Source organism: Phascolarctobacterium sp., assembly GCF_030531065.1.
GTDB lineage: Bacteria > Bacillota > Negativicutes > Acidaminococcales > Acidaminococcaceae > Phascolarctobacterium_A.
Genome location: NZ_JAUNOQ010000010.1, coordinates 23,272 through 43,338 on the forward strand (window position 1 = coordinate 23,272; position 20,067 = coordinate 43,338).

The following is a 20,067-nucleotide window of genomic DNA, read 5'->3' on the forward strand; positions in this document are numbered from 1 at the left end:
TAATATGATTATTATCGGATTAACGGGAGGCATAGCCTCCGGAAAAAGTACGGTATCGGCAGAGCTGCGTAAAATGGACGTGCCGGTGTTCGACGCCGACGCGGAGGCGCGCAGCGCCGTAAATAAGGGCAGCGAAGGACTGGCATTGGTAGCGCAGGCCTTTGGCAGCGGCTATCTTACAGCTGCGGGCGAGCTGGACAGAGCTAAGGTGTCGGAGCTGGTTTTTCACGATAAGCAGGCTTTAAAGACGCTGGAAAATATTATTCATAAAATAGTTTGGCAAAGAGCCGAAAGCTTTTTGCAGGACTGCCGCGACGCCAAGCGGCAGGCAGCGGTGCTGGACGTGCCGCTGCTTATCGAAACCGGCTGGCACAAGCAGGTGGACTGCGTGTGGCTGGTGGCCGTGAGCCGCCGCCAGCAGATAGAGCGGGCCATGCTGCGCAGCGGTATGACGGAAGAAGAAGTGACCGCCCGCATTGAAGCGCAGATGCCATTGGCTGAAAAGAAGCAATATGCCGACGTAGTGCTGGACAACAGCGGCAGTCTGGAGCAGACTATTGCCGCCGTACATAAAGAGCTGGCTAAGCTTTTAGGTGACGGCAGTGAGCGTTAGACGCAGAAGCAGACACCGTCGCCGCAGGCTGGACTGGCGTCCCTGGCTGGCGCTGGGAGTAGCCGTGCTGGTAGTGCTTTGGAGCTGCTGGCGCGTGTGGAACAGCGACGCGGTACAGATGCGTTTTGTCTACATGTGGGACTATCAGCAGGATATAGTGACCTACAGCCGCAAAAATAAGGTGGACCCCTTTCTGGTAGCGGCCATTATCAAAAATGAAAGCAATTTTGAGCATAAGGCGGTTTCAGGCGTGGGGGCCGTAGGCTTGATGCAGATTATGCCGGAAACAGGACGCTGGATAGCCGAGCAGATGGGCTTGGATGAGTATAAGGACAGCGATTTGTACCAGACGAAAACGAATATCCGCATGGGCTGCTGGTATTTAGGCGAACTGGAGCATGAATTTAAGAACAATATGACCCTAGTGATGATCGCCTATAACGCCGGACGCGGGCAGACCCACGAGTGGATGGAAAAGGCCGGCTGGGATTACGATTTTAATGATATTAAGGCTATACCCTTCCCCGATACGCGGGAATATGTAAGCCGGGTGCTGCAGGACAGGGATAAATATTATTTGCTGTATAAGGATAAAGTGCGCTAAATAGCTGTTGACAAGCAGCATTCTTTGTGCTATTATATCTATGTTGCTTATGACGGCAGCAAAAGAATAAAGAATGCGGTAGTGGCGGAACGGCAGACGCGCTAGCCTCAGGAGCTAGTGGGGGCAACCCCGTGGAGGTTCAAATCCTCTCTACCGCACCATTTTTTTATTCGCAGGTTTTACTCCAAAGACGCGGTCGTGGTGGAACGGCAGACACGCTACTTTGAGGGGGTAGTGAGGGAGACCTCGTATGGGTTCAAATCCCATCGACCGCACCAAAAATACCATAAGATAAGGCTTTGTAAGGCGTTGTGCATTATTGTACAGCGTCTTTTTTGTATGCAGGTAGACGTTTTGGGAAAGCTGTCAACGATTTTTTTCTTGCATAAAGCTCGTGCTTATAGTATTCTATAAGTGTAAAAGGAGGGCTGTAGGATGGCTGATATTGTAGAAAGTCTGGCAGGCAATAAAATGCTGCTGCTCAAGCAGGACATTGCGTTTTTGCGTCAGCGTCTGGCCGAATGTGCAGACGAAACGGCGAGGCAGGCAATTCGCCGCGAGCTGATGGAAAAAGAAACTTATTATAATATCCTTGCAGACCGCCAGCGGATCAATTTCTAAGCCGGAAGCAACTGCCGGCTTTTTCTTTGCCGCTGGTATTGAAATATTACCTGCGGCAATGATAGAATGTTGCTTACAAGAAATTATTGTAGCTTCGCACATACAGGAGGATTATTTTGGAAAAGTTAATTGTGAAGGGCGGTACTCGTCTTGTTGGTACGGTCAAGACCAGTGGTGCGAAAAACGCTGTGCTTCCCATTATTGCGGCCTCTATTTTAGGTACGACGCCCAGTCATTTGGACGAGGTGCCTATGCTGGAGGATGTGCATACGATCAGCGAGGTTTTGAGGTGCCTGGGCTTATCCGTTGCCTGCAACCAGCCCAACTCCCTTGATATAGACAGCAGAACGATTACGGCTTACGAGGCTCCCTATGAGCTGGTGCGCACTATGCGCGCCTCCTTTTTGGTAATGGGTTCCTTGCTGGCGCGTATCGGCAAGGCGCGGATTTCCATGCCCGGCGGCTGCGCTATCGGCGCGCGTCCTATCGATATTCATTTGAAGGGCTTCGAAGCTTTGGGCGTGAAGATCGAGCAGGGGCATGGCTATATTGAAGCCAGCGCTCCCAATGGCCTGAAGGGAACGAGCATTTATTTCGATTTCCCCAGCGTGGGCGCTACGGAAAATATCTTGATGGCGGCGTCCCTGGCCGAAGGCACCACTATTTTGGAAAATGCGGCGGAGGAGCCGGAAATTGTGGCTTTGGCTAACTATCTGAATAAGATGGGCGCTAAAATACGCGGCGCGGGTACCGATACTATTCGTATCGAGGGCGTTAAGGAGCTTCACGGCACGGATTATACGATTATTCCCGACCGCATTGAAGCGGGGACCTATATGATTGCCGCAGCTATGACCGGCGGCGACGTAGTGGTGGAGAATGTGCTGCCGGAGCACCAGAAGCCGCTGATTGCCAAGCTGCGCGAGGCAGGCGCATTGGTGGAAGAGGATATCGATAAGGTGCGCGTAGTGGGCAGGCTGCCATTGAAGGCCGTGTCCGTTAAAACGCTGCCCTATCCTGGCTTCCCCACGGATATGCAGGCGCAGATGATGGCCATGATGGTTATTGCCGAGGGCCGCAGCAAGGTGACGGAAACAGTTTTTGAGAATCGCTTTATGCATGTGGTGGAGTTGAACCGCATGGGCGCTAATATTTCTACCGAAGGCCGCAGCGCCGTTATCGAGGGACCCCGCCAGCTGACGGGCTGCGATGTGCGCGCTACCGATCTGCGCGCCGGAGCGGCGATGATTTTGGCAGGTCTGGTGGCCGAGGGAGTTACCCGTATCGGCGACCTGCACCATATCGACCGCGGTTATGAGAACATTGTAGAAAAGCTGACAAATCTGGGCGCCGAAATTGAGCGCGTTAATGTGGATTAAGCTCTGACCGGAGAGCGGAAAAGGACAGGAGAAAGAAAATGTTTAAAAGTATGGATATAGGCATTGACCTTGGCACGGCTAATATCCTTGTGTTTGTGAAGGGTAAGGGCGTAGTTTTGAAGGAGCCCAGCGTAGTGGCTATCGATAAGGTGCGCAATAAGGTGCTGGCCGTGGGCGAAGACGCCCGTGAAATGCTGGGACGCGCGCCCGGCAGCATCGAGGCCATTCGCCCGTTGAAGGAAGGCGTTATCGCCAATTATACTGTGACCCAGAAATTATTAACCTACGTTATCGAAAAGGTGGCGGGAAAAAGCCTTTTCTTTAAGCCCCGCGTTATGACCTGCGTGCCCATCGGCATTACTTCCGTAGAGAAGCGCGCCGTAATGGAGGCGACTTCCAATGGCGGCGCGGCTAAAACCTATTTGATCGAAGAGCCTTTGGCCGCCGCTTTAGGCGCAGGCATCGATATTTCCGTGCCGCGCGGCAATATGGTTGTGGATATCGGCGGCGGGACTACGGACATAGCCGTTTTGAGCCTGGGCGGTATTGTGGTGGATTCTTCCATCCGCATCGGCGGCGACCATTTTGACGACGCTATCGTGCGCTATGTAAAAAAGGTGCATAATGTGTCTATCGGCGAGCGTACTGCCGAAGAAATTAAAATGAAGGTGGCTACCGTATCGCCCCATGGGCGCAGCGAGTCCATTACCGTGCGCGGGCGCGACCTTGTGACCGGCCTGCCTACGACCTTCAGCGTGACCAGCGAGGATTGCCGCCTGGCTTTGGAGGATTCTATCGCTTCCTTAATCGCTACGGTGCGCAGCGTATTGGAAAAATGCCCGCCGGAGCTGGCCTCCGATATTGTGGACAACGGTATTTATCTGACCGGCGGCGGCGCGCTGCTGGACGGTCTGGCAGAGGTGCTGCAGAAGGAAACCGGTATCACCACTCATATTGCCGACGACCCATTGGAGTGCGTAGCCTTAGGTACGGGCAAGGCTTTGGAAAATTTGGATAAGCTGCACCCCGGTACTGTTTATACCGTTTCTAATCTGGATATTTAAAGGAAGCTGTCGGCGCCGCAGGGCGCTGTGCGGAAAAAGCTCCCCGTATTGGGGAGCCTTTCTTTTATTTTTGCGCAGGGCAGCTTTAACAGAGCAGGGAGGCTTATATGCAAGTGAGAAAGTTTTTCAGCAGCGCTTTGGCCTGCGTTTTATTAGGATTGGCGTCCCTGGCTTACGCCGCGCCTGTCAATAATTTGCGCACCAGCGTCAGTCCGGCGCGTGTGCGTATTGTACTGGACAGTAAGGAGCCCATCGCTTATAAGGCGGATAAAAATAATTTACGGCTGGCAATAGAGCTGCCGCAGAGTACGGCGAAGAAGCAACAGCCGAAGCTTAACGACGGCTCTATCAAGAGCGTGCGTCTGGAGCCTGCTGGCAAGAGCTCCGCCAGACTGCTTATCGATTTGAAAAAGGACTGCCAATATAAGATTTACCAACTGCAGGATTCTCACCGTCTGGTGGTGGATATTTTTCGCATCAATATAGTGAAGCAAAGCAAAAAGCTGGCCGAGGGCGTGACCTACAGCTATTTGCAGGACGAGATGAACGGACGGCAGATTCAGGCTTATGCGGTAGAGGTAGCGCCGAAGGCTAAATACAGACTGTTGCCCTTTTCGGCGGCAGGAACCTATAACGGACGGGGCTTGGTTTCGCGACAGGCTGCGAACCAAAAAATGCTGGCGGCTATTAACGCGTCTTATTTTGACAGCGACGGCTGGGTAATCGGTACGATTAAAAATCAGGGCTTGATGATGGCCATGGACGAGCAGCCCCGCAGCGGCATTATCGTAACGAACGGCGCGACCGACGTGCTGGCCGATATCGGCTATACCGGCAGCCTGCGCCTGCCCAACGGCAGCGTGCTGCATATTAAGGGCATGAACCGGGCGCATATTGCCGACGATTTAGTGCTGTACAACAGCTATTACGCGCCCACAACTAAAACTAACGGCTTTGGCCGCGAGGTGAAGCTGACTGATAATCGCGTCACAGCCGTATCCACTGCGGGCAATATGCCGATTACGCCAGGCAGCGTGATTGTTTCCGGTCATGGCGTTAATGCTGCGGCTTTGGCTTCCCTGCGCGTAGGCGATAGGGTGGAACTGACGGAAGGCCTTGGCAGCGCCGCCGCCGACGCAGCAGCCACCGTGGTCAGCGGCGGTCCGCTTTTAGTGGAGCGCGGGCGCGTGAAGGTGCGGGTGCAGGAGGAAAACATTGCCCCCGATATTGCCAAGGGCAAGGCGCCGCGTACCGCAGTGGGCGTGAAGAAGGACGGCACGCTGCTTTTGGTGGTAGTGGACGGGCGCAATAATAATTCTGCCGGGCTGACGCTGGCGGAGCTTGCCACCTATATGCTGCGCCTGGGCGCGCGGGACGCCGTGAATTTTGACGGCGGCGGCAGCAGCGTCATGGCTATTAACGGGCAGGTGGTTAATAAGCCGTCCGACGGCAAGGAACGCAGCGTCAGCATTGGCTTGGGATTGTTTACAAAATAGTGAAATGCTTGTCAAAAACTGCGGATGGCTGTATAATTAAAGCAGATTATCAAAGCGTAGCTAATCACTACAGAAGGCAAGCGTTGCGGCGCTTAACGCTGGGACGCGTATCAAATACCGGCGAGGTGCATCCCGCCGGTTTTGCGGTATATAGGAGTTTATATGAAGATTTTTGTGATAGCCTTACTGCTGTGCTGCCAGATGCTGGCGGCAGCGGCTGCCAATGTTCCCCTGATGCCCGTGCGCGATTTGCGGCCGGGAATGCAGGGCGTGGGCAAAACCGTTATCAGCGGCGATACTATTGAAGATTTTAACGTGGAAATTTTGGGCGTCAGCGGCAGCGAAGCCGCAGGCTACAGTATTTTTGCGCGCCTTTATGGCGACTTAATTGAAAAGACCGGCGGCGTAGCTCAGGGGATGAGCGGCAGCCCCGTGTATGTTGACGGGCGTTTAGTAGGCGCGGTGGCTTTTGGCCGCACCTTTAACGACCCTCATTATTGTTTTTTGACGCCTATCGGCAGTATGCTGCCTTTGCTGGATAAGCCGCGTCCGCTGCCTGCGAGCTGGCTGCCTGCGGGTACGTCGCTTTTAGCGGGCGGCTTTACGGATTACGGTCTGGCATATTTGCAGGAAAAGCTTAAACCCTTGGGGATGGACGCTGTTGGCAGCGGCGGTACGAGTGCCGTTGCTTCGGGAGCTTTGCAGCCGGGCAGCGCGGTGGGGGCTTCGCTTATGCAGGGCGATTTGACCCTTGGCGCTATGGGAACCGTTACCTGGACGGACGACTCCGGACGGGTGCTGGCTTTCGGGCATCCCTTTATGCAGCGGGGCGACAGCAATTTCTTTATGAACAAGGTTTGGGTGCTGGGCGTAGTGCCTAATATGCAGAGCAGCTATAAGGTGGGTAATATGGGCGAGGCTGTGGGCAGCTTTACCCAGGACCGCGCCAGCGGTATTGGCGGTAAGCAGGGAGCGCAGCCCAAAACGATACCCTTATTCGTTACGGTCAACGACAGCAGCCGCGGCCAGGGGACCAGCGTTCGCGTGCGGCTGGTGGAGGATGAAATGCTGGTGCCCACCATTGTGGACGCCGCCGTTATCAATACGCTGAGCAAGGCTGTGGACCGCAACGGCGGCGGTACGGCTAAGCTGCATTTCAGCATTACAGGCGTGGACAGTAAGAAGCAGATGTTGCGCATCGACAGGGAAAACATGTTTTATTCTAGCGATTCGCTGCTAAAAAATGTGAATGTGGAGCTGACGGAAGCGGTCACTATTTTAATGCAGAATAAATTTGAGCCGGTAAATATTTACGGCATTACCGTGGAAGCCGAGGTCAGCGACCAGGTGCAGGTGGCCGAAATCCAGAGCGTGAGGGCTGCCAATAAAAACGTAAAGCCCGGCGATAAAGCTGCTGTTGAGGTGGTAATGAAGCCTTACCGCGGCGCAGAATTTACCAAAACGGTATATTTTAAGGTGCCCAAGGATCATCCGGGCGGCCGTTTAGCGCTGAATGTGCGCGGCGGCAGCAGCATGGCCTGGGTTATGAACCTTCTGCGCAAACAGCAGGAGGAGGGCGTGCCCGCGGCGCAGCAGAAGAAGGAAAAGCGCCGTACCTTAGGCGATTTTGTCAAGAGCGTCAATAACGCCGATAAAAATAACGAGCTGATTATCGACGTCGCCACCGGCCAGATGAACCCCGAAATGATGCAGAACGACGCGGGGCTGGCCGGGCTGTTGCAGGGATCGCCCTTTAAGCAGAAATATCCCTTTGATTTTATCATTGACGGCGAAGAGGAGATTGTTTTAGAGGTAAGTAAATAAAATTTTCTCTGTGCCATATAAATGTCATATTTTTTTAGTATAATTAGTATAACAAAAGCGGAAGTAGAAGGTTACGCATATGCTGCAAGCAATTTGTAGAGCTCTGGGTAAACGAATATTGGATTTTTGCGCTGCCAGCGGCAGGCTGACGCTGCTTTTTATAGCGACCCTGCGCCGGTTAAAGGACGCGGATATGAAAGAGGTAGTGAGGCAGATGGCTCTTTTGGGAGCCGATTCCCTGCCCATTGTGCTGATGACCATTATGTGTACGGGCATGGTGTTTTCCGTGCAGACGGCTAAAGAGTTTGTGCGCTTAGGCGCCGCTTCCACCGTAGGCGGCATCGTTGCCATCGCTATGGCCCGCGAGCTGGTGCCAGTTTTAGTTGGCGTCGTCGTGGCGGGGCGCATTGGCGCAGCCATTGCGGCGGAGCTGGGCACAATGAAGGTTACGGAGCAGATAGACGCTTTGCGCGTTATGGCGGCTAATCCTATAAGCTTTTTGGTGGTGCCGCGCTTTTTGGCCGTGGTGCTGATGATGCCGGTATTGGTTATCTTCGCCAATTTTATCGGCAATATCGGCGGCTGGATTGTGGCTCACTATTATGCGGGCATCGGTACCTTTACTTATGAAAACTCTATCAGGACGCTGGCGGAATTTTACGACGTGTTCGGCGGCATGGTTAAAAGCTGCTTCTTCGGCGCGATTATCGCCATCGTGGGCTGTTACAAAGGGCTCAACGCGCCCAACGGCGCGGAGGGCGTAGGCCTGGCGACCACGGCGTCCGTAGTGCTTTCCATCATTTTGATTTTTATTTTCAATTATTTCTTATCCATCGTGATTTATGTATAAGGAGTTGGCGCTGTGCAGAATGAAGAACCGATGATTAAAATTCGCCAACTGAAAATTGCTTTTGGGGACAAGGTCGTCCTCGATAATATGGATTTGGACGTTTATGCCGGAGAAACGCTGGCCATCATAGGCCCCTCCGGTACCGGTAAAAGCACGGTTATCAAGGTGCTGACGGGGCTGCTGTCTCCTAATAGCGGCAGCGTAGTTATCGACGGGCAGGAAACCAGCGGTTTTGACGAGGAGCAATGGGACGCGCTGCGCAAGCGTATGGGCGTTGTCTTTCAATATTCCGCGCTGTTCGATTTTCTTAATGTAGGCGATAATGTGGCGTTCGGGCTGCGGCGGCAGCTGCGCCTGCCGGAAGAAGAAATAGCTAAGCGGGTGAGCGAGCTTTTGCAGATGGTGGGCATGCCGGATACGCAAAGGCTGCTGCCGTCGGAATTATCCGGCGGTATGAAAAAGCGCGTGGGCCTGGCGCGGGCGCTGGCGGTGGAGCCGCAGATAGTTCTTTACGACGAGCCCACGTCGGGACTGGACCCGGTAATGACCATGACCATCAGCAGGCTGATACGCAAGACGCAGCGGCAGCTGGGGGTGACGTCGGTTTTAGTGACGCACGATATGGCTTCGGCTTATTCGGCGGCCGACCGCATAGCTATGCTTTACAAGGGCAGGATAGTGCAGCTTGGCACAGTGGATGAGATTAAAAACAGCAGTAATCCGGTTGTGCATGCCTTTATTAATGGACTGGAACGGAAAGAGGAGGATATAGATGGGCAGCAGTGAGGTTAAAGTAGGCGCATTCGCCTTAGGCGGCGCAGTGGTGCTGGCAGGCATCATTACCTTTATGGGAGCGTTTTCCTTCGGCAAAAAGGGCTATGAGCTGCGCATCGATTATCCGCAGGTCAGCGGCCTGATGCCCGGCCATGTAGTGCGTTATGCCGGCGTACAGGTGGGCACGGTAAAGGAACTGAAGGTAGCGCCCGATAAGGTTGAGGTTATTGCTGAAATAGACGATAATATTAAAATTCCCCAAGGCTCCGTATTCAGCATCGCTGCGGACGGCATCATGGGCGAAAAATACGTGAACGTAGCGCCGCCGCTCAAAATGGGGCAGGGCTTTATTACCGAAGGCAGTACGATTAAGGGCGTACCCGGCGGCGGTATGGACGAGTTCTTCGCTAATTCCGGCGATTTGGTTACTCGTTTGGAAAATATCGCCGGCGCGTTTGAAAACATCTTCGGCGACAAGGAAGTACAGGAGTCCATGAAGGACGGCTTTAAAAATATGCGTGATATCAGCGAGAATATGAATACCTTTACTAAGGTAATGGCCGACGTCGCTGTGGCCAACCAGCAGGATATCAGCCGCATGATACAGCAGATGAGCGAGTTGAGCCAGCATATGAACGGCACGGTATCGCATATTGAAAGTATTATGGACGGCGTGGATAATAACGGGCAGACCGGGCGTAACATCGCTGCGATTGTCGCTAATATAGAGCAGACCAGCGAACGCATGGAAAACATTGTGCAGATGCTGGAATCAGTTGCGCAGGATCCGGTGACGCAGCAGTCCTTAAAAGATACGTTGGTTAATGTTAAGGAAACCAGCGCTAAAGCCAATAAAATTTTAGGCACGCTGACGGAAGCCAAGATTTCGGCGGATGCCGGTTATGCCGCCAAGGGCGGCGACTGGCGCGGCAATTTGGGCGTAACGCTGCGGCCCGGCAACGAAGCCTTCGTTTATATGGGCGGTTACGATATCGGCGAAGCCAATAAGTTCGACTTTATCGTCGGGCGGCAGCTGGGCAACGCTGGCGTCAGCATGGGAGCTATGCAGGGCGAGTTCGGCGTGGGCTTGAGCTACGACGTGGGCCGCGATTTTAAGCTGTATTCCCAGCTCTATGATTTTGACGACGCTAAGGTGCGCGTGGGCGGCGAGCTGCGCCTGACCGACAGCTTTTCCCTGTACGGCGAGACCATGGATGTGCGCGGCAGCAAGCGCGATACCTATATGGGCGTAAGAACTTATTTTTAAGCTTGCAGCGGTAGAGGCGCATACTGTGGAGGTTTACAGAAATTTCATTTGACATTTTAAAAGAAAAAAAATATAATTTCTTTATACTGACTGATTAGTCAGAATGAAATGGAGGTTTATCGATGAGTAGACATAAATTAAGTAAACGATTGCTGACTTTGTCGGCTGCCGTATCTTTGCTGCTGTGCCAATCCGCTTTTGCCGGTGAAACCGTGGAGCTGAACTTGCAGGACGCTATGGAGCGAGCCTTCAATACCAACCCCGCGATTACTATCGCCGGGTATGAACGCGACAGTGCGCGCGCTAATTACAACGCCGCCCGCCAAAGCCGCGGTATTACCATTACGGCTAACCACAGCACGCAGCGCGGCGGTTATGACGATAACCAATATTCTCAAGGTGGATGGGTTGCTGTAGATAAAAACGCTAATACCTATATTCCTCGACAAAATTTGGGTAAAAGGATTGGTAATACGCATTCTAATACGCTTACGGCTACGCTGCCTATTTACACCGGCGGTAGGCTGAGCGGTACGATTAAACAGGCCAAGGCCAACTACCTGTATACGGTAGAAGGCGTGCAAAAGGCGTACAACGATATGCGCTCCACCGTAACCAACGGTTATTTCGATATGCTGCAGGCCGGCAATATGCAAGATTTGGGACGCGAATCCGTGGAGCAGCTGGCCGACCATCTGAAAAACGTCGAAGCGCAATACGATGTCGGCGTTGTCGCCAAGGTCGACGTGCTGCGCAGCCAGGTGGAATTGGCTAACGCCAAGCAGACCCTGATTCAGTACGAAAACAATTATCAAATCGCCGAAGCCAACTTGAATAAAATCGTGGGTCTGCCCATGGATACGCAGCTCAAGCTGGATAATATTTTAGTTTATACTCCTTATGACAAAGATTTGGCTTATTGCTTGGATTATGCTTCTACGCACCGCCCGGATATCGAGCAGGCCAAGCAGAATGTAGAAGCCGCCAAGGGCGCGCTGCGCGTGGCTATCGCCGGGCATATGCCGCAGGTAACGGCCAGCGCCAGCCAAAACTGGAACAACACTAACTGGCCCGGCGACGAGAACGGCAACTGGGCTGTGGGCGTAACCGTCAATTTGAATGTGTTCGATACCGGCGTAACCAATTCGCAGATTCACGGCGCGGAAGCCGATTTGGCGAAAGCGCATGAAACGTATCGCAACACTGTGGATTCGGTAAATCTGGACGTGCGTACTAATTATTTGAGCCTGCGCGAGGCTGAAAAGCGTATTGACGCTACGCATCTGGCTGTGGACCAGGCGGACGAGGATTACCGTATCGCCCAGCTGCGCTACATGAACGGCGTTGGCACCAATACCGACGTGCTGGACGCGCAGGTGGCTTTGACCACGGCTAAGACTAACTATCTGAAGGCTTTGTACGATTACAATACCTCCAAGACCGATTTGGAAACTTCTATCGGCGTGCCCATGGCGTTCCCGACGAAGGTGACGGTAGAAGCGCCCAAGGCGAAGGTTGCCGTTGACGCTAAGGCTGCGGACCAACCGGCGGACGCTGAAGCCGATAAGGAAGCAAAATAAAAACGCGCTGAATGAGATAAGCTTATAACTGGCAAGACACTGGTTTTGCCAGTTAATTTTTTGCCCTGTTTAGTAGTATTTGTGAAATAATTGGAAAGAAAGAGGAAGACGCGCTTGCGTGTCGAACTAATATAAGTCTAGCTATAAGCTTACATGAACTTTCCGCCGACGTCTGGCGGAGCGCGCCGCGTGGTTACGGCGCGAAAGATTTTGATAATAACGGCTGGTGGGGCAGATGAAAAAGTATTTTAGATTCATAGGTTTTTTAATAGTGCTGCTCAGCGCAGGTTATATTTTTCTGGTGCATACGGTGATGCCCTCCTATTTGCGGCAGCTGGTGCCGCAGGCCGAGACTATGGCCGACGATTATATCAACGGCAGCGTATCCATCGGCGAGCTGACATGGAACGGCGGCTTGAGCGCAGAGATTGATAATGTGGTGATAAGGGACGCTAACGGCGGCACGGTAGCCGAGCTGCCGCGCACTATCGTGCATGTGCGTCCGTGGCTGGCGCTGGATAAGGGAGCGCGGGCCGTCAGCAAAATAGAGCTGATGCGGCCGAAGGCTTATCTGGTGATGAATGATAGCGAGCAATGGAATATGCAGCACTTGCTCAAGCCTTCTGATTCGGAGGAAACGCCTTTCTATGGCTTATTGGAAATTACCGACGGCAGCCTGCAGGTGGCGACGCCTGAGGGGCAATGGGATTTTGGCGTGGACGGCACGCTGAACGGCGGCGCTAATCCTAAATTTGGCGTGGATATGCAGCTGACCAGCGGTGCGGACAGGTTGGCTGTCAGCGGTTTGATGACTGCCAAGGGCGAAGGCCGTTTGCAAGTGAAGGGCGATAAGCTGGCGTTGGCGGCTTATGGCGCTTTGGCGAAACGCTACGCCGGTTTGGACAATTTGCAGGGCGGGCTGGGCAAGTTAGCCGTTTTGTACGTCAACGAAAACGGCGGGCAGAGATTTTCCGGCGAGGTCGCTTTAGCTGGCCTGCAGGCCGAAGTATCGGCGGCGAACGAAAAACATAAGGTAGCGCTGAACGGTTTGCTGCGCGCCAGCGATAATGTGGTGTCGGTCAATGGCCTTGACGTGGGCGTGGACGGACAGCAGCTGCTCCTGGAGGGCGAGGCTGACCTGAGCGATATCGAAGCGCCTCAGGGCGAGGGCGTAGTGAGGGCTGAAAAATTGGCCTATGGCGGCTATACCGTGGCTAAGCTGCGTCTGCCCTTCCGCGCCGATAAAGAGAATATTATTTTAGACGGCTTCCAGACGGAATATGGCGGCGGCAGCATAAAGGCTAACGGCGCCTACAGCATTAAGGAGCAGGCGCTGACAGCCGACGTTCAGCTGCAAAATATTACTCATCAAATACCTGACAGGCCTGCGGACGACGTTCACGTTAACGCTAAACTAGCGGTGCTGGCGAAAAATTTGCAGGATAAAGTGCAGTTGCATGCGGCGGCGGATACGCTGGATTTGCGCTGGCGCAGTCTGGCAATCAATAAAATGGCGCTGGACGGCGCGCTGAACGAAGCAGGGCTGACAATAGACCATTTCAGCGCTTTTGCCGGCAATAACGGTAGTCTGGCGGTCAGCGGCAGCGTAGCTAAGGATGGCACGCTGGAGCTAAAAGGGCGTATGGCGGACTTCCCTGTAAATCCCTTGCTGGATATCGCGGCGGGGCAGGAGGCCAGCGGCTTGTGCTCCACGGGCTTTGCCATCGGCGGCAAGCTGACGGCTCCGGAATTTTCCGGCATGGTGCAGCTGACGCAGGCCGAATTTTTGAAGCAGAAGATTGACGAGGCTCACGGCTTTATCAGCTTGAAGGATAATGTGCTGACGATTAAAAATCTGGTAGCCAATATGGAGCAGGGCAAGCATTTGCTGGACGGCAGCATAGATTTGCGAGGCGAGGAGCCTGCCTTCGAGCTGTCCCTGGAAACCCAGGGCGTGCGTATCGAACCCATTATGCAGCTTTTGGCTCCTGACGCTTCGGTAACGGGCAATTTGGATAATATTATGCAGCTCAGCGGCACGGTCAGCCATCCGTCGGTGTACGGCGAGGTACACGCTACGGACGGCAGCGCGGCCAGTCAGCTGTTTAACAGCGTATCGGGGCGCTATATTTATGAGAACGGCAGGCTGGAGTTGCACAATTTCCTCGTTCAAGCCTTCCTGGCCAGCATTAAGCTGGACGGTGTAATGACGGCGGATCAGCGTCTGGATTTCAATATGGACGCCAAGAATGTGGATTTGGCGCATCTGCCCATTAAAGACGAAACTGTGGATTTAGACGGTTTGCTGGACGCCAAAGGGCATTTGGGCGGCATGCTGAGCAGTCCTACGTTTGAGGGCGATATCGCCAGCGAAAAAATTTATATTAACGGCGAGGCGCTGTCCGAGCTTCAGGGTACGCTGGACAGCAACGCTAAAGAAAAAAATCTTTTTCAGGTATCGTTTAAGCAGCCGTATAAGGACGACCCGCTTAACTATGGCATTTACAGCGCCGATATCAATATCGATACCGTGCAGCGCTTTGTACAGGGCAAGGTGCTGATGGCTTGGGGCGATATTGGCGGTTTGCTGCGTATGGCGCGGCAGGATTACGATATTAACGGGCAAATGCAGGGCGAGCTGAGCTTTAATCCGCAGGGCAAGGGCAGCGGCACCAGCATCGCCGTTAATGCTGACGACGTTAAAATTCACGAGCTGAATTATGCCCATATGAACTTTAACGGGCATTTGCAAAATGGTATCGTAACCTTTGATAATGTTAAGCTGCAGGAGCAGCAGAATGTGACCGACCGCGGGGTGATTGTAGCCGACGGACGCATAGACTTGCGCAGGAAAGGCATGGATATGTCGTTGTCCTCAGTTAAGGCTAACCCGGCGATTGTGACGGCGGTCATGAAAGATCCGCCGGAAATTAAGGGCGAAATGGATATGACGGTAAAGCTGGGCGGCACGATCGACGAGCCTCAGGGAACAGGCTCTCTGGAAATAGTCAACGGCTCGATAGCCGGAGTAAGTATAGACCGTTTGACGGCCATGCTGTCGCTGAAGGATGATAATATCAATTTACAGCAATTTTCCGCCGTCAAGGATGTCTACGGCGTTAAGGCCGAGGGCGATATTCCGTTGGATTTGTTCCGCTCGCGGGATCAGCGCCGCAATCCGCATGCGCAGATGAATATTATTGCGGATTTAAACGAGGCGCGTATGGGAATTTTGCCGGCCATGACCCAAATGGTGGAATGGGGCGTGGGCGATACCCAGGGACAGGTGCGGTTGGCCGGTACTCTGGAGGAGCCCTTGCTCTTTGGCTCTTTGAAAATTACCGAAGGCGCGATGAAGCTGAAATATATAGATACGGTGCTGGAAAATATCAATCTGGATGTAGATTTTAACGGCAATACGGTGCTGCTGCGCGACCTTTCCACTAAATTGGGTAAGGGTACGCTGTCTGCCGAGGGCAGCTACGCGCTGAATACGTCCATAGATACCGGCTATAGCCTGCATATTATGGCTAAGGATGCGGAAATTGCCTCCCAGATATTTACCGGGCGCATTAACAGCGACGTGACTATCGAGCCGCAAAAATACCGCGACTTTAGTAAGCCGCGCAGCAATAACGCGCCGCCCCCATTGGCTTATCGTCCTTTGGTTAAGGGCAGCGTGCGTTTGGACGACGTGCTGGTAAATATGCCGACTATTCCGGAGCTGGGCGAAGGAGAAAGCAATATCGGCCTTGATATGCGCGTGGATTTAGGACGTAAAATTCATTTGTATAATAGCTATTTATACGATATCTGGCTGGGCGGCGGCATTCATATTAAAGGCAGCAGCAACTATCCGCGTATCGACGGAACGATTCAGGCTGATAAGGGAAGCGTTACTTACCTGCGAACCGACTTTAAGCTGAATAAGGCAAGCCTGAACTGGATTGAGCCGGGAAGCTTCCTGCCTAACGTCAATTTGGAAAGCACGGCGCGGTTCAGCCGTTATAATATCTTTATGAAGATTAACGGACCCGTGGAAAATATGGATTTGCAGCTGCAGAGCGACCCGCCCATGGAGCGAAATACCATTATCAGAATGCTGACGCTGCAGCGCGATACGGCGGGCAGTAACGAGGTTACCTCCGAGGATATGAATAACCTGATGACCGTGGGCCTGCAAATGACGGTGCTGGGCGACGTGGAAACATTGGTTAAGCAGACTCTGGGATTGGACCAGTTCCGCATTTATACGGGCAAGGTACGTTCCGGTATCGGCTTTGAAAGCTCTAAAGACCGCAATCAGGAGCTTACGCCGGACGAGCGCAACCAGTACAACGTGTTGGTAAGTAAATATTTGAACGATAAATTGATGATAGGCTACACAACCAGCTTTGACGCTCTTGACAGAAGCGTTTTCGGGCAGTACGATATTAGCAGGCATTTCAATATCACGTATTCCCGCAGCTACGATATGTCGGATACGGAAGACTGGTATGGCCTGGAATATAAAATCAGCTTTTAATTATGTCAGATAACGAGTAAGAGGGGAGGTGGAAGCATGCTGCAAAGCTATTTGGAGGAGCTGCGTAAAACGCCGCTGCTGGAGCCGCAGGAGGAACGCGCTTTGTGGGAGCGTTCAGCGGCGGGCGATTTTGCGGCGCACCAGCGTTTGATGACGGCTTATCAGCCGTTGGTCTTTAAGCTGGCCGTCGGCTTTAAGCTGCCGGAGGCAGAAACGCTGGAGCTTATTCAGGAAGGTATGGTCGGGCTGCTGGAGGCGGCGGAAAATTACGATTATAAGCGCCAGGTAGCCTTCAGCCTGTTTGCTACCTACCGCATTAAAGGCAGCATGGTGGATTATCTGCGCCGCAGCTCGGATAAGGGGCTTCTGTATCTGGACAGCGATATTGGTCAGGGCTTTACTTTAAGCGACGCGCTGCCGTCTGCGCTGGCTTCGCCTACGGAGCTGGCCGAGCGCAAGCTGCTGCAGGAAAAAGTGGCTCAGGCTATGGACCGCCTGCCTGCCAAGGAGCAGCAGGTGCTGCAGGGCATGTATCTGGAGGACAGGCCCGCGCAGGCTGTGGCCGAGGCTATCGACGTCAGCCTGGGGCATGTGTACCGTCTGCAGAAGCAGGGGGTGCGCCGTATCCGCGGTATGCTGTCGCGCTTTATGCACGATTTTAATAAGGAATAAAGCGACATTAGTATGTTTATTGCGTAAATAGAAGCATTTCAGCGAAAATTAACTCAAAGCTGGTAAAATCTGCTTAAACGGTCTGTTAAAATTCCTGATAATTATCGACTGTTATAAGCATAATCGTTTATTTTTCGATTCCGGCAGAAAGGGGTTTTAGCATGGAGCGGTCGGGCCGTTCGCTTTTTCGGCGTATCCGCAGCGTAAGAAGCAGTTTGGATAACGCGGAGCAAAGCTTTTTAGACAATAAGGATATTCGCGGCGAGCTTGACCTGATGCTGGCGGAAGCAGAGCTAAAAAACCTGCGCCGGAAAAAGGACGTTCCCTGGAGCTGGAACCGCCACCTTTTGGCGGCCTGCGCCGCCGGGCTTTTGGTTCTGGCTGGCTTCGGCGGTTGGTATTGCGCCAAGGACCATTATTTGCAGAGGCGGGCGGCCGCCGCTCCGGCAGGAGCGCACGTGTCGACGCCGGTAACTGCGCCTGTGCGGCAGGCCGTTCCCGTTAAAACAGCGGTCGCGAAGCAAACTGTTCAGCAGGATATCACCGCTGCCGGCGAAGAACCGGAAAAGCAACAGGTTACTATATCTAAAGCCGATATGCGCAAGCTTGTGCAGTCGGCGCGAGTGGAGTTAAGCAACTCTAAATGAAGCGCAAGGAGGATAATCCATTGATGAAAAGAACCCTACGGCAGCCTTTGAGGGTGGGCTTGGCAGCAATGCTGCTGGGCTTGCCGGTTTATGCTGATGATATACAAATCGCGGAGGCTGCGACTCCGCCAGCAGTCTTGGAGTCTGCAGCAGAAACAGACTCCGTGGAGGCGGCATATACGGCGGCTCGTGAGAACGCCGCCCAGACTGCCGCTGCAGCCGACGCTCAGAATAGTGCAGCGCCGTCCGACGCCGCTGCGGCAGCTCCCGCAGACGAGCCTGAAACTGTCGCCGTGCCAACGGAACCTGGCGTACAAAAGGCACAGGAGCCTGAGAAGCAAGCAGAGCCTGCAGCCGAAGCTGTGCAGGAGCCTGCGGCAGAAGCAGCTGCCGTTCAGGAGCAGAAGCAAGAAGAAAACCGCTTGGAGCCGTATTTGGGTAAAACCATTACCAAGCAAATAATCGAAGGCAACGCTACCGTTCCCGCAGAGGACGTTTTAGCTGCGTTAAAGACTAAGCCCGGCATGGAATTTACGGAAGCCGGACTGACGGAGGACTTGAGCGCCATTTACGATATGGGCTGGTTCTATGATTTGCATCCCGAATTTAAGGCTGTGCCGGAGGGCGTGCAGGTTATTTACCATGTGCTGGAAAATCCCGTGTATAAGTCCGTCAAGGTGCAGGGCAATACGGTTATCGACAGCAAAAGGGTGGACGCCTGCTTTGATTTGGAGCAGGGCAAGGTCGCCAATTTGAAGCAAATCAATAAAAGCGTGCAGAAGCTGGAGGAGGAATACCGTTCCAACGGCTATATTCTGGCGCGCGTAACGGACGTGCATATGGAGCAGGATGGCACGCTGAACGTGACCGTCAACGAGGGCATCGTCGAGGACTTCAAGGTAAAGGGTAATGTAAAGTGTAAGGATTACGTTATTACCCGTGAGATGAAGCTGAAAAAAGGCAAGCCCTTTAACGCCAAGGACGCTCGCCGCAGTATGCAGCGCGTGTACAACCTGGGCTATTTTGAAGATGTAAATATCAAGCTGAATCCCGGCCGCGAGCCTAATTCCGTCGAGGTAGAAATTTCCGTAGTGGAAATGAACACCGGTACTTTCGGTATCGGCGCGGGCTACAGTAACGCCGACGGCTTTGTCGGCATGGTTTCCATCGGCGATAAGAATTTCCGCGGCACTGGCGACAGGGTCAATATCCGTTGGGAATTTGGCGGCGAGGATAACAAGAACTATGATTTCAGCTATACCCGTCCTTGGATTGACGATAAGGAAACCAGCGCGACGCTGAATTTGTACGATATCACTAACGAATACGCCGACTATAATATCGACGGCGACGAAATCGCGCGTTACGATAAAAAGCGCCGCGGCCAGGAGCTGACCTTCAGCCGCAAGACGGATAATGAATTCATAAGCAATTATATTACCTTGAAGAACCGTGAGGATATCTACAAGGGCGAAGCCGACGGCTATGAAGGCGATACCGACCAATATTATGAAAAGCAGTTTACCAACAGCGGCAAGTATGAAAGCTGGATGCCCAGCACACCGGAAGAACGCCGTAAGGAAAACTTCGGTACGACGCGCAGTATTACGCTGGGGCGCGTCTTCGATTCCCGCGATAATATTTACGATCCCCACGAGGGCAAGCGCATCGGCTACAGCTTAGAGTGGGCCGGCGGCCTGGGCGGCGATTTTGACTTTACTAAATTTACCGCCGATTACCGTTATTACTATCGTGCGGGCGGCGAAAGCGTTTGGGCTCTGAACTTGGGCGCAGGCTATGCCGACGGCGATATGCCGCTGAGCCAGCGCTTCTCCATGGGCGGCAGCGATACCCTGCGCGGCTACGAGGACGACCAGTTCCGCGGCAACAGCATGGTTAAGGCTACGCTGGAGTACCGCTTCCCCATTGTTAAGAAGGTACAGGGCGTACTCTTTACCGATAACGGTTACGCTTGGGATAAACGCCACGAGGATGAATTTGATTTCGGTCTGATTAAGAACAGCTACGGCGTGGGCCTGCGCATCAATTCTCCTTTGGGCCCCGTTAAACTGGATTATGGCTACGGTGAGGACGGCGGCAAGTTCCACTTTAGCTTTGGCGGGCAGTTCTAAGCTGTGGGGCGATGGCTGT

At 53.3% G+C, this 20,067-nt stretch carries 15 protein-coding genes and 2 tRNA genes; all 17 read left to right on the forward strand.

Translation table 11 applies throughout. The features are described 5' to 3' along the window. Nucleotides 1–4 precede the first annotated feature (4 nt). The 17 genes from coaE to Q4E64_RS07920 all read left to right on the forward strand — a co-directional run bounded on the left by coaE (nucleotide 5) and on the right by Q4E64_RS07920 (nucleotide 20,048). Nucleotides 5–613 carry a dephospho-CoA kinase gene (coaE, locus tag Q4E64_RS07840; protein WP_303167267.1) on the forward strand — a complete coding sequence of 203 codons (609 nt, stop codon included), beginning with the start codon at nucleotides 5–7 and terminating at the stop codon, nucleotides 611–613. Beyond that, complete coding sequence (locus Q4E64_RS07845; protein WP_303167268.1) at nucleotides 603–1,217, forward strand: lytic transglycosylase domain-containing protein; 615 nt, start codon at nucleotides 603–605, stop codon at nucleotides 1,215–1,217. Before coaE ends, Q4E64_RS07845 begins: the two co-directional genes overlap by 11 nt. Before the next feature lie 75 nt (nucleotides 1,218–1,292). Then, nucleotides 1,293–1,378: transfer RNA gene (locus Q4E64_RS07850), tRNA-Leu, on the forward strand. 31 nt (nucleotides 1,379–1,409) lie between these two features. Next, nucleotides 1,410–1,495, forward strand: a tRNA-Leu gene (locus Q4E64_RS07855). Nucleotides 1,496–1,652: 157 nt separating this feature from the next. Continuing rightward, nucleotides 1,653–1,838: a hypothetical protein gene (locus tag Q4E64_RS07860; protein ID WP_303167269.1), complete on the forward strand. Its 186-nt coding sequence runs from the start codon at nucleotides 1,653–1,655 to the stop codon at nucleotides 1,836–1,838. Between the two features lie 116 nt (nucleotides 1,839–1,954). Further along, the gene (murA, locus tag Q4E64_RS07865) at nucleotides 1,955–3,217 is read left to right on the forward strand and encodes a UDP-N-acetylglucosamine 1-carboxyvinyltransferase (protein ID WP_303167270.1); all 1,263 of its coding nucleotides are present in this window, start codon (nucleotides 1,955–1,957) and stop codon (nucleotides 3,215–3,217) included. Between the two features lie 38 nt (nucleotides 3,218–3,255). Then, nucleotides 3,256–4,281, forward strand: a complete 1,026-nt coding sequence (locus Q4E64_RS07870) for a rod shape-determining protein (RefSeq protein WP_303167272.1) — start codon at nucleotides 3,256–3,258, stop codon at nucleotides 4,279–4,281. A gap of 107 nt (nucleotides 4,282–4,388) precedes the next feature. Beyond that, a complete protein-coding gene (locus tag Q4E64_RS07875) occupies nucleotides 4,389–5,777 on the forward strand; it encodes a phosphodiester glycosidase family protein (protein ID WP_303167274.1) in 1,389 nt (462 codons plus the stop codon). Between the two features lie 162 nt (nucleotides 5,778–5,939). After that, nucleotides 5,940–7,601: a SpoIVB peptidase S55 domain-containing protein gene (locus tag Q4E64_RS07880; RefSeq protein WP_303167276.1), complete on the forward strand. Its 1,662-nt coding sequence runs from the start codon at nucleotides 5,940–5,942 to the stop codon at nucleotides 7,599–7,601. Between the two features lie 79 nt (nucleotides 7,602–7,680). After that, nucleotides 7,681–8,451, forward strand: coding sequence for an ABC transporter permease (locus tag Q4E64_RS07885; RefSeq protein ID WP_303167278.1), 771 nt, complete (start codon nucleotides 7,681–7,683; stop codon nucleotides 8,449–8,451). A 30-nt stretch (nucleotides 8,452–8,481) separates the two neighbouring features. After that, nucleotides 8,482–9,237, forward strand: coding sequence for an ABC transporter ATP-binding protein (locus Q4E64_RS07890; RefSeq protein ID WP_368501548.1), 756 nt, complete (start codon nucleotides 8,482–8,484; stop codon nucleotides 9,235–9,237). After that, complete coding sequence (locus Q4E64_RS07895; RefSeq protein ID WP_303167282.1) at nucleotides 9,224–10,492, forward strand: MlaD family protein; 1,269 nt, start codon at nucleotides 9,224–9,226, stop codon at nucleotides 10,490–10,492. The genes Q4E64_RS07890 and Q4E64_RS07895 overlap by 14 nt, the downstream gene beginning before the upstream one ends. A gap of 122 nt (nucleotides 10,493–10,614) precedes the next feature. Next, nucleotides 10,615–12,072, forward strand: coding sequence for a TolC family protein (locus Q4E64_RS07900; protein WP_303167283.1), 1,458 nt, complete (start codon nucleotides 10,615–10,617; stop codon nucleotides 12,070–12,072). Between the two features lie 235 nt (nucleotides 12,073–12,307). Beyond that, nucleotides 12,308–16,597 carry a translocation/assembly module TamB domain-containing protein gene (locus Q4E64_RS07905; protein WP_303167284.1) on the forward strand — a complete coding sequence of 1,430 codons (4,290 nt, stop codon included), beginning with the start codon at nucleotides 12,308–12,310 and terminating at the stop codon, nucleotides 16,595–16,597. A gap of 36 nt (nucleotides 16,598–16,633) precedes the next feature. Continuing rightward, complete coding sequence (locus Q4E64_RS07910; RefSeq protein WP_303167285.1) at nucleotides 16,634–17,269, forward strand: sigma-70 family RNA polymerase sigma factor; 636 nt, start codon at nucleotides 16,634–16,636, stop codon at nucleotides 17,267–17,269. Nucleotides 17,270–17,430: 161 nt separating this feature from the next. Continuing rightward, the gene (locus Q4E64_RS07915; protein WP_303167287.1) at nucleotides 17,431–17,916 is read left to right on the forward strand and encodes a hypothetical protein; all 486 of its coding nucleotides are present in this window, start codon (nucleotides 17,431–17,433) and stop codon (nucleotides 17,914–17,916) included. A gap of 23 nt (nucleotides 17,917–17,939) precedes the next feature. After that, the gene (locus Q4E64_RS07920; RefSeq protein WP_303167353.1) at nucleotides 17,940–20,048 is read left to right on the forward strand and encodes an outer membrane protein assembly factor; all 2,109 of its coding nucleotides are present in this window, start codon (nucleotides 17,940–17,942) and stop codon (nucleotides 20,046–20,048) included. Nucleotides 20,049–20,067 lie beyond the last annotated feature (19 nt).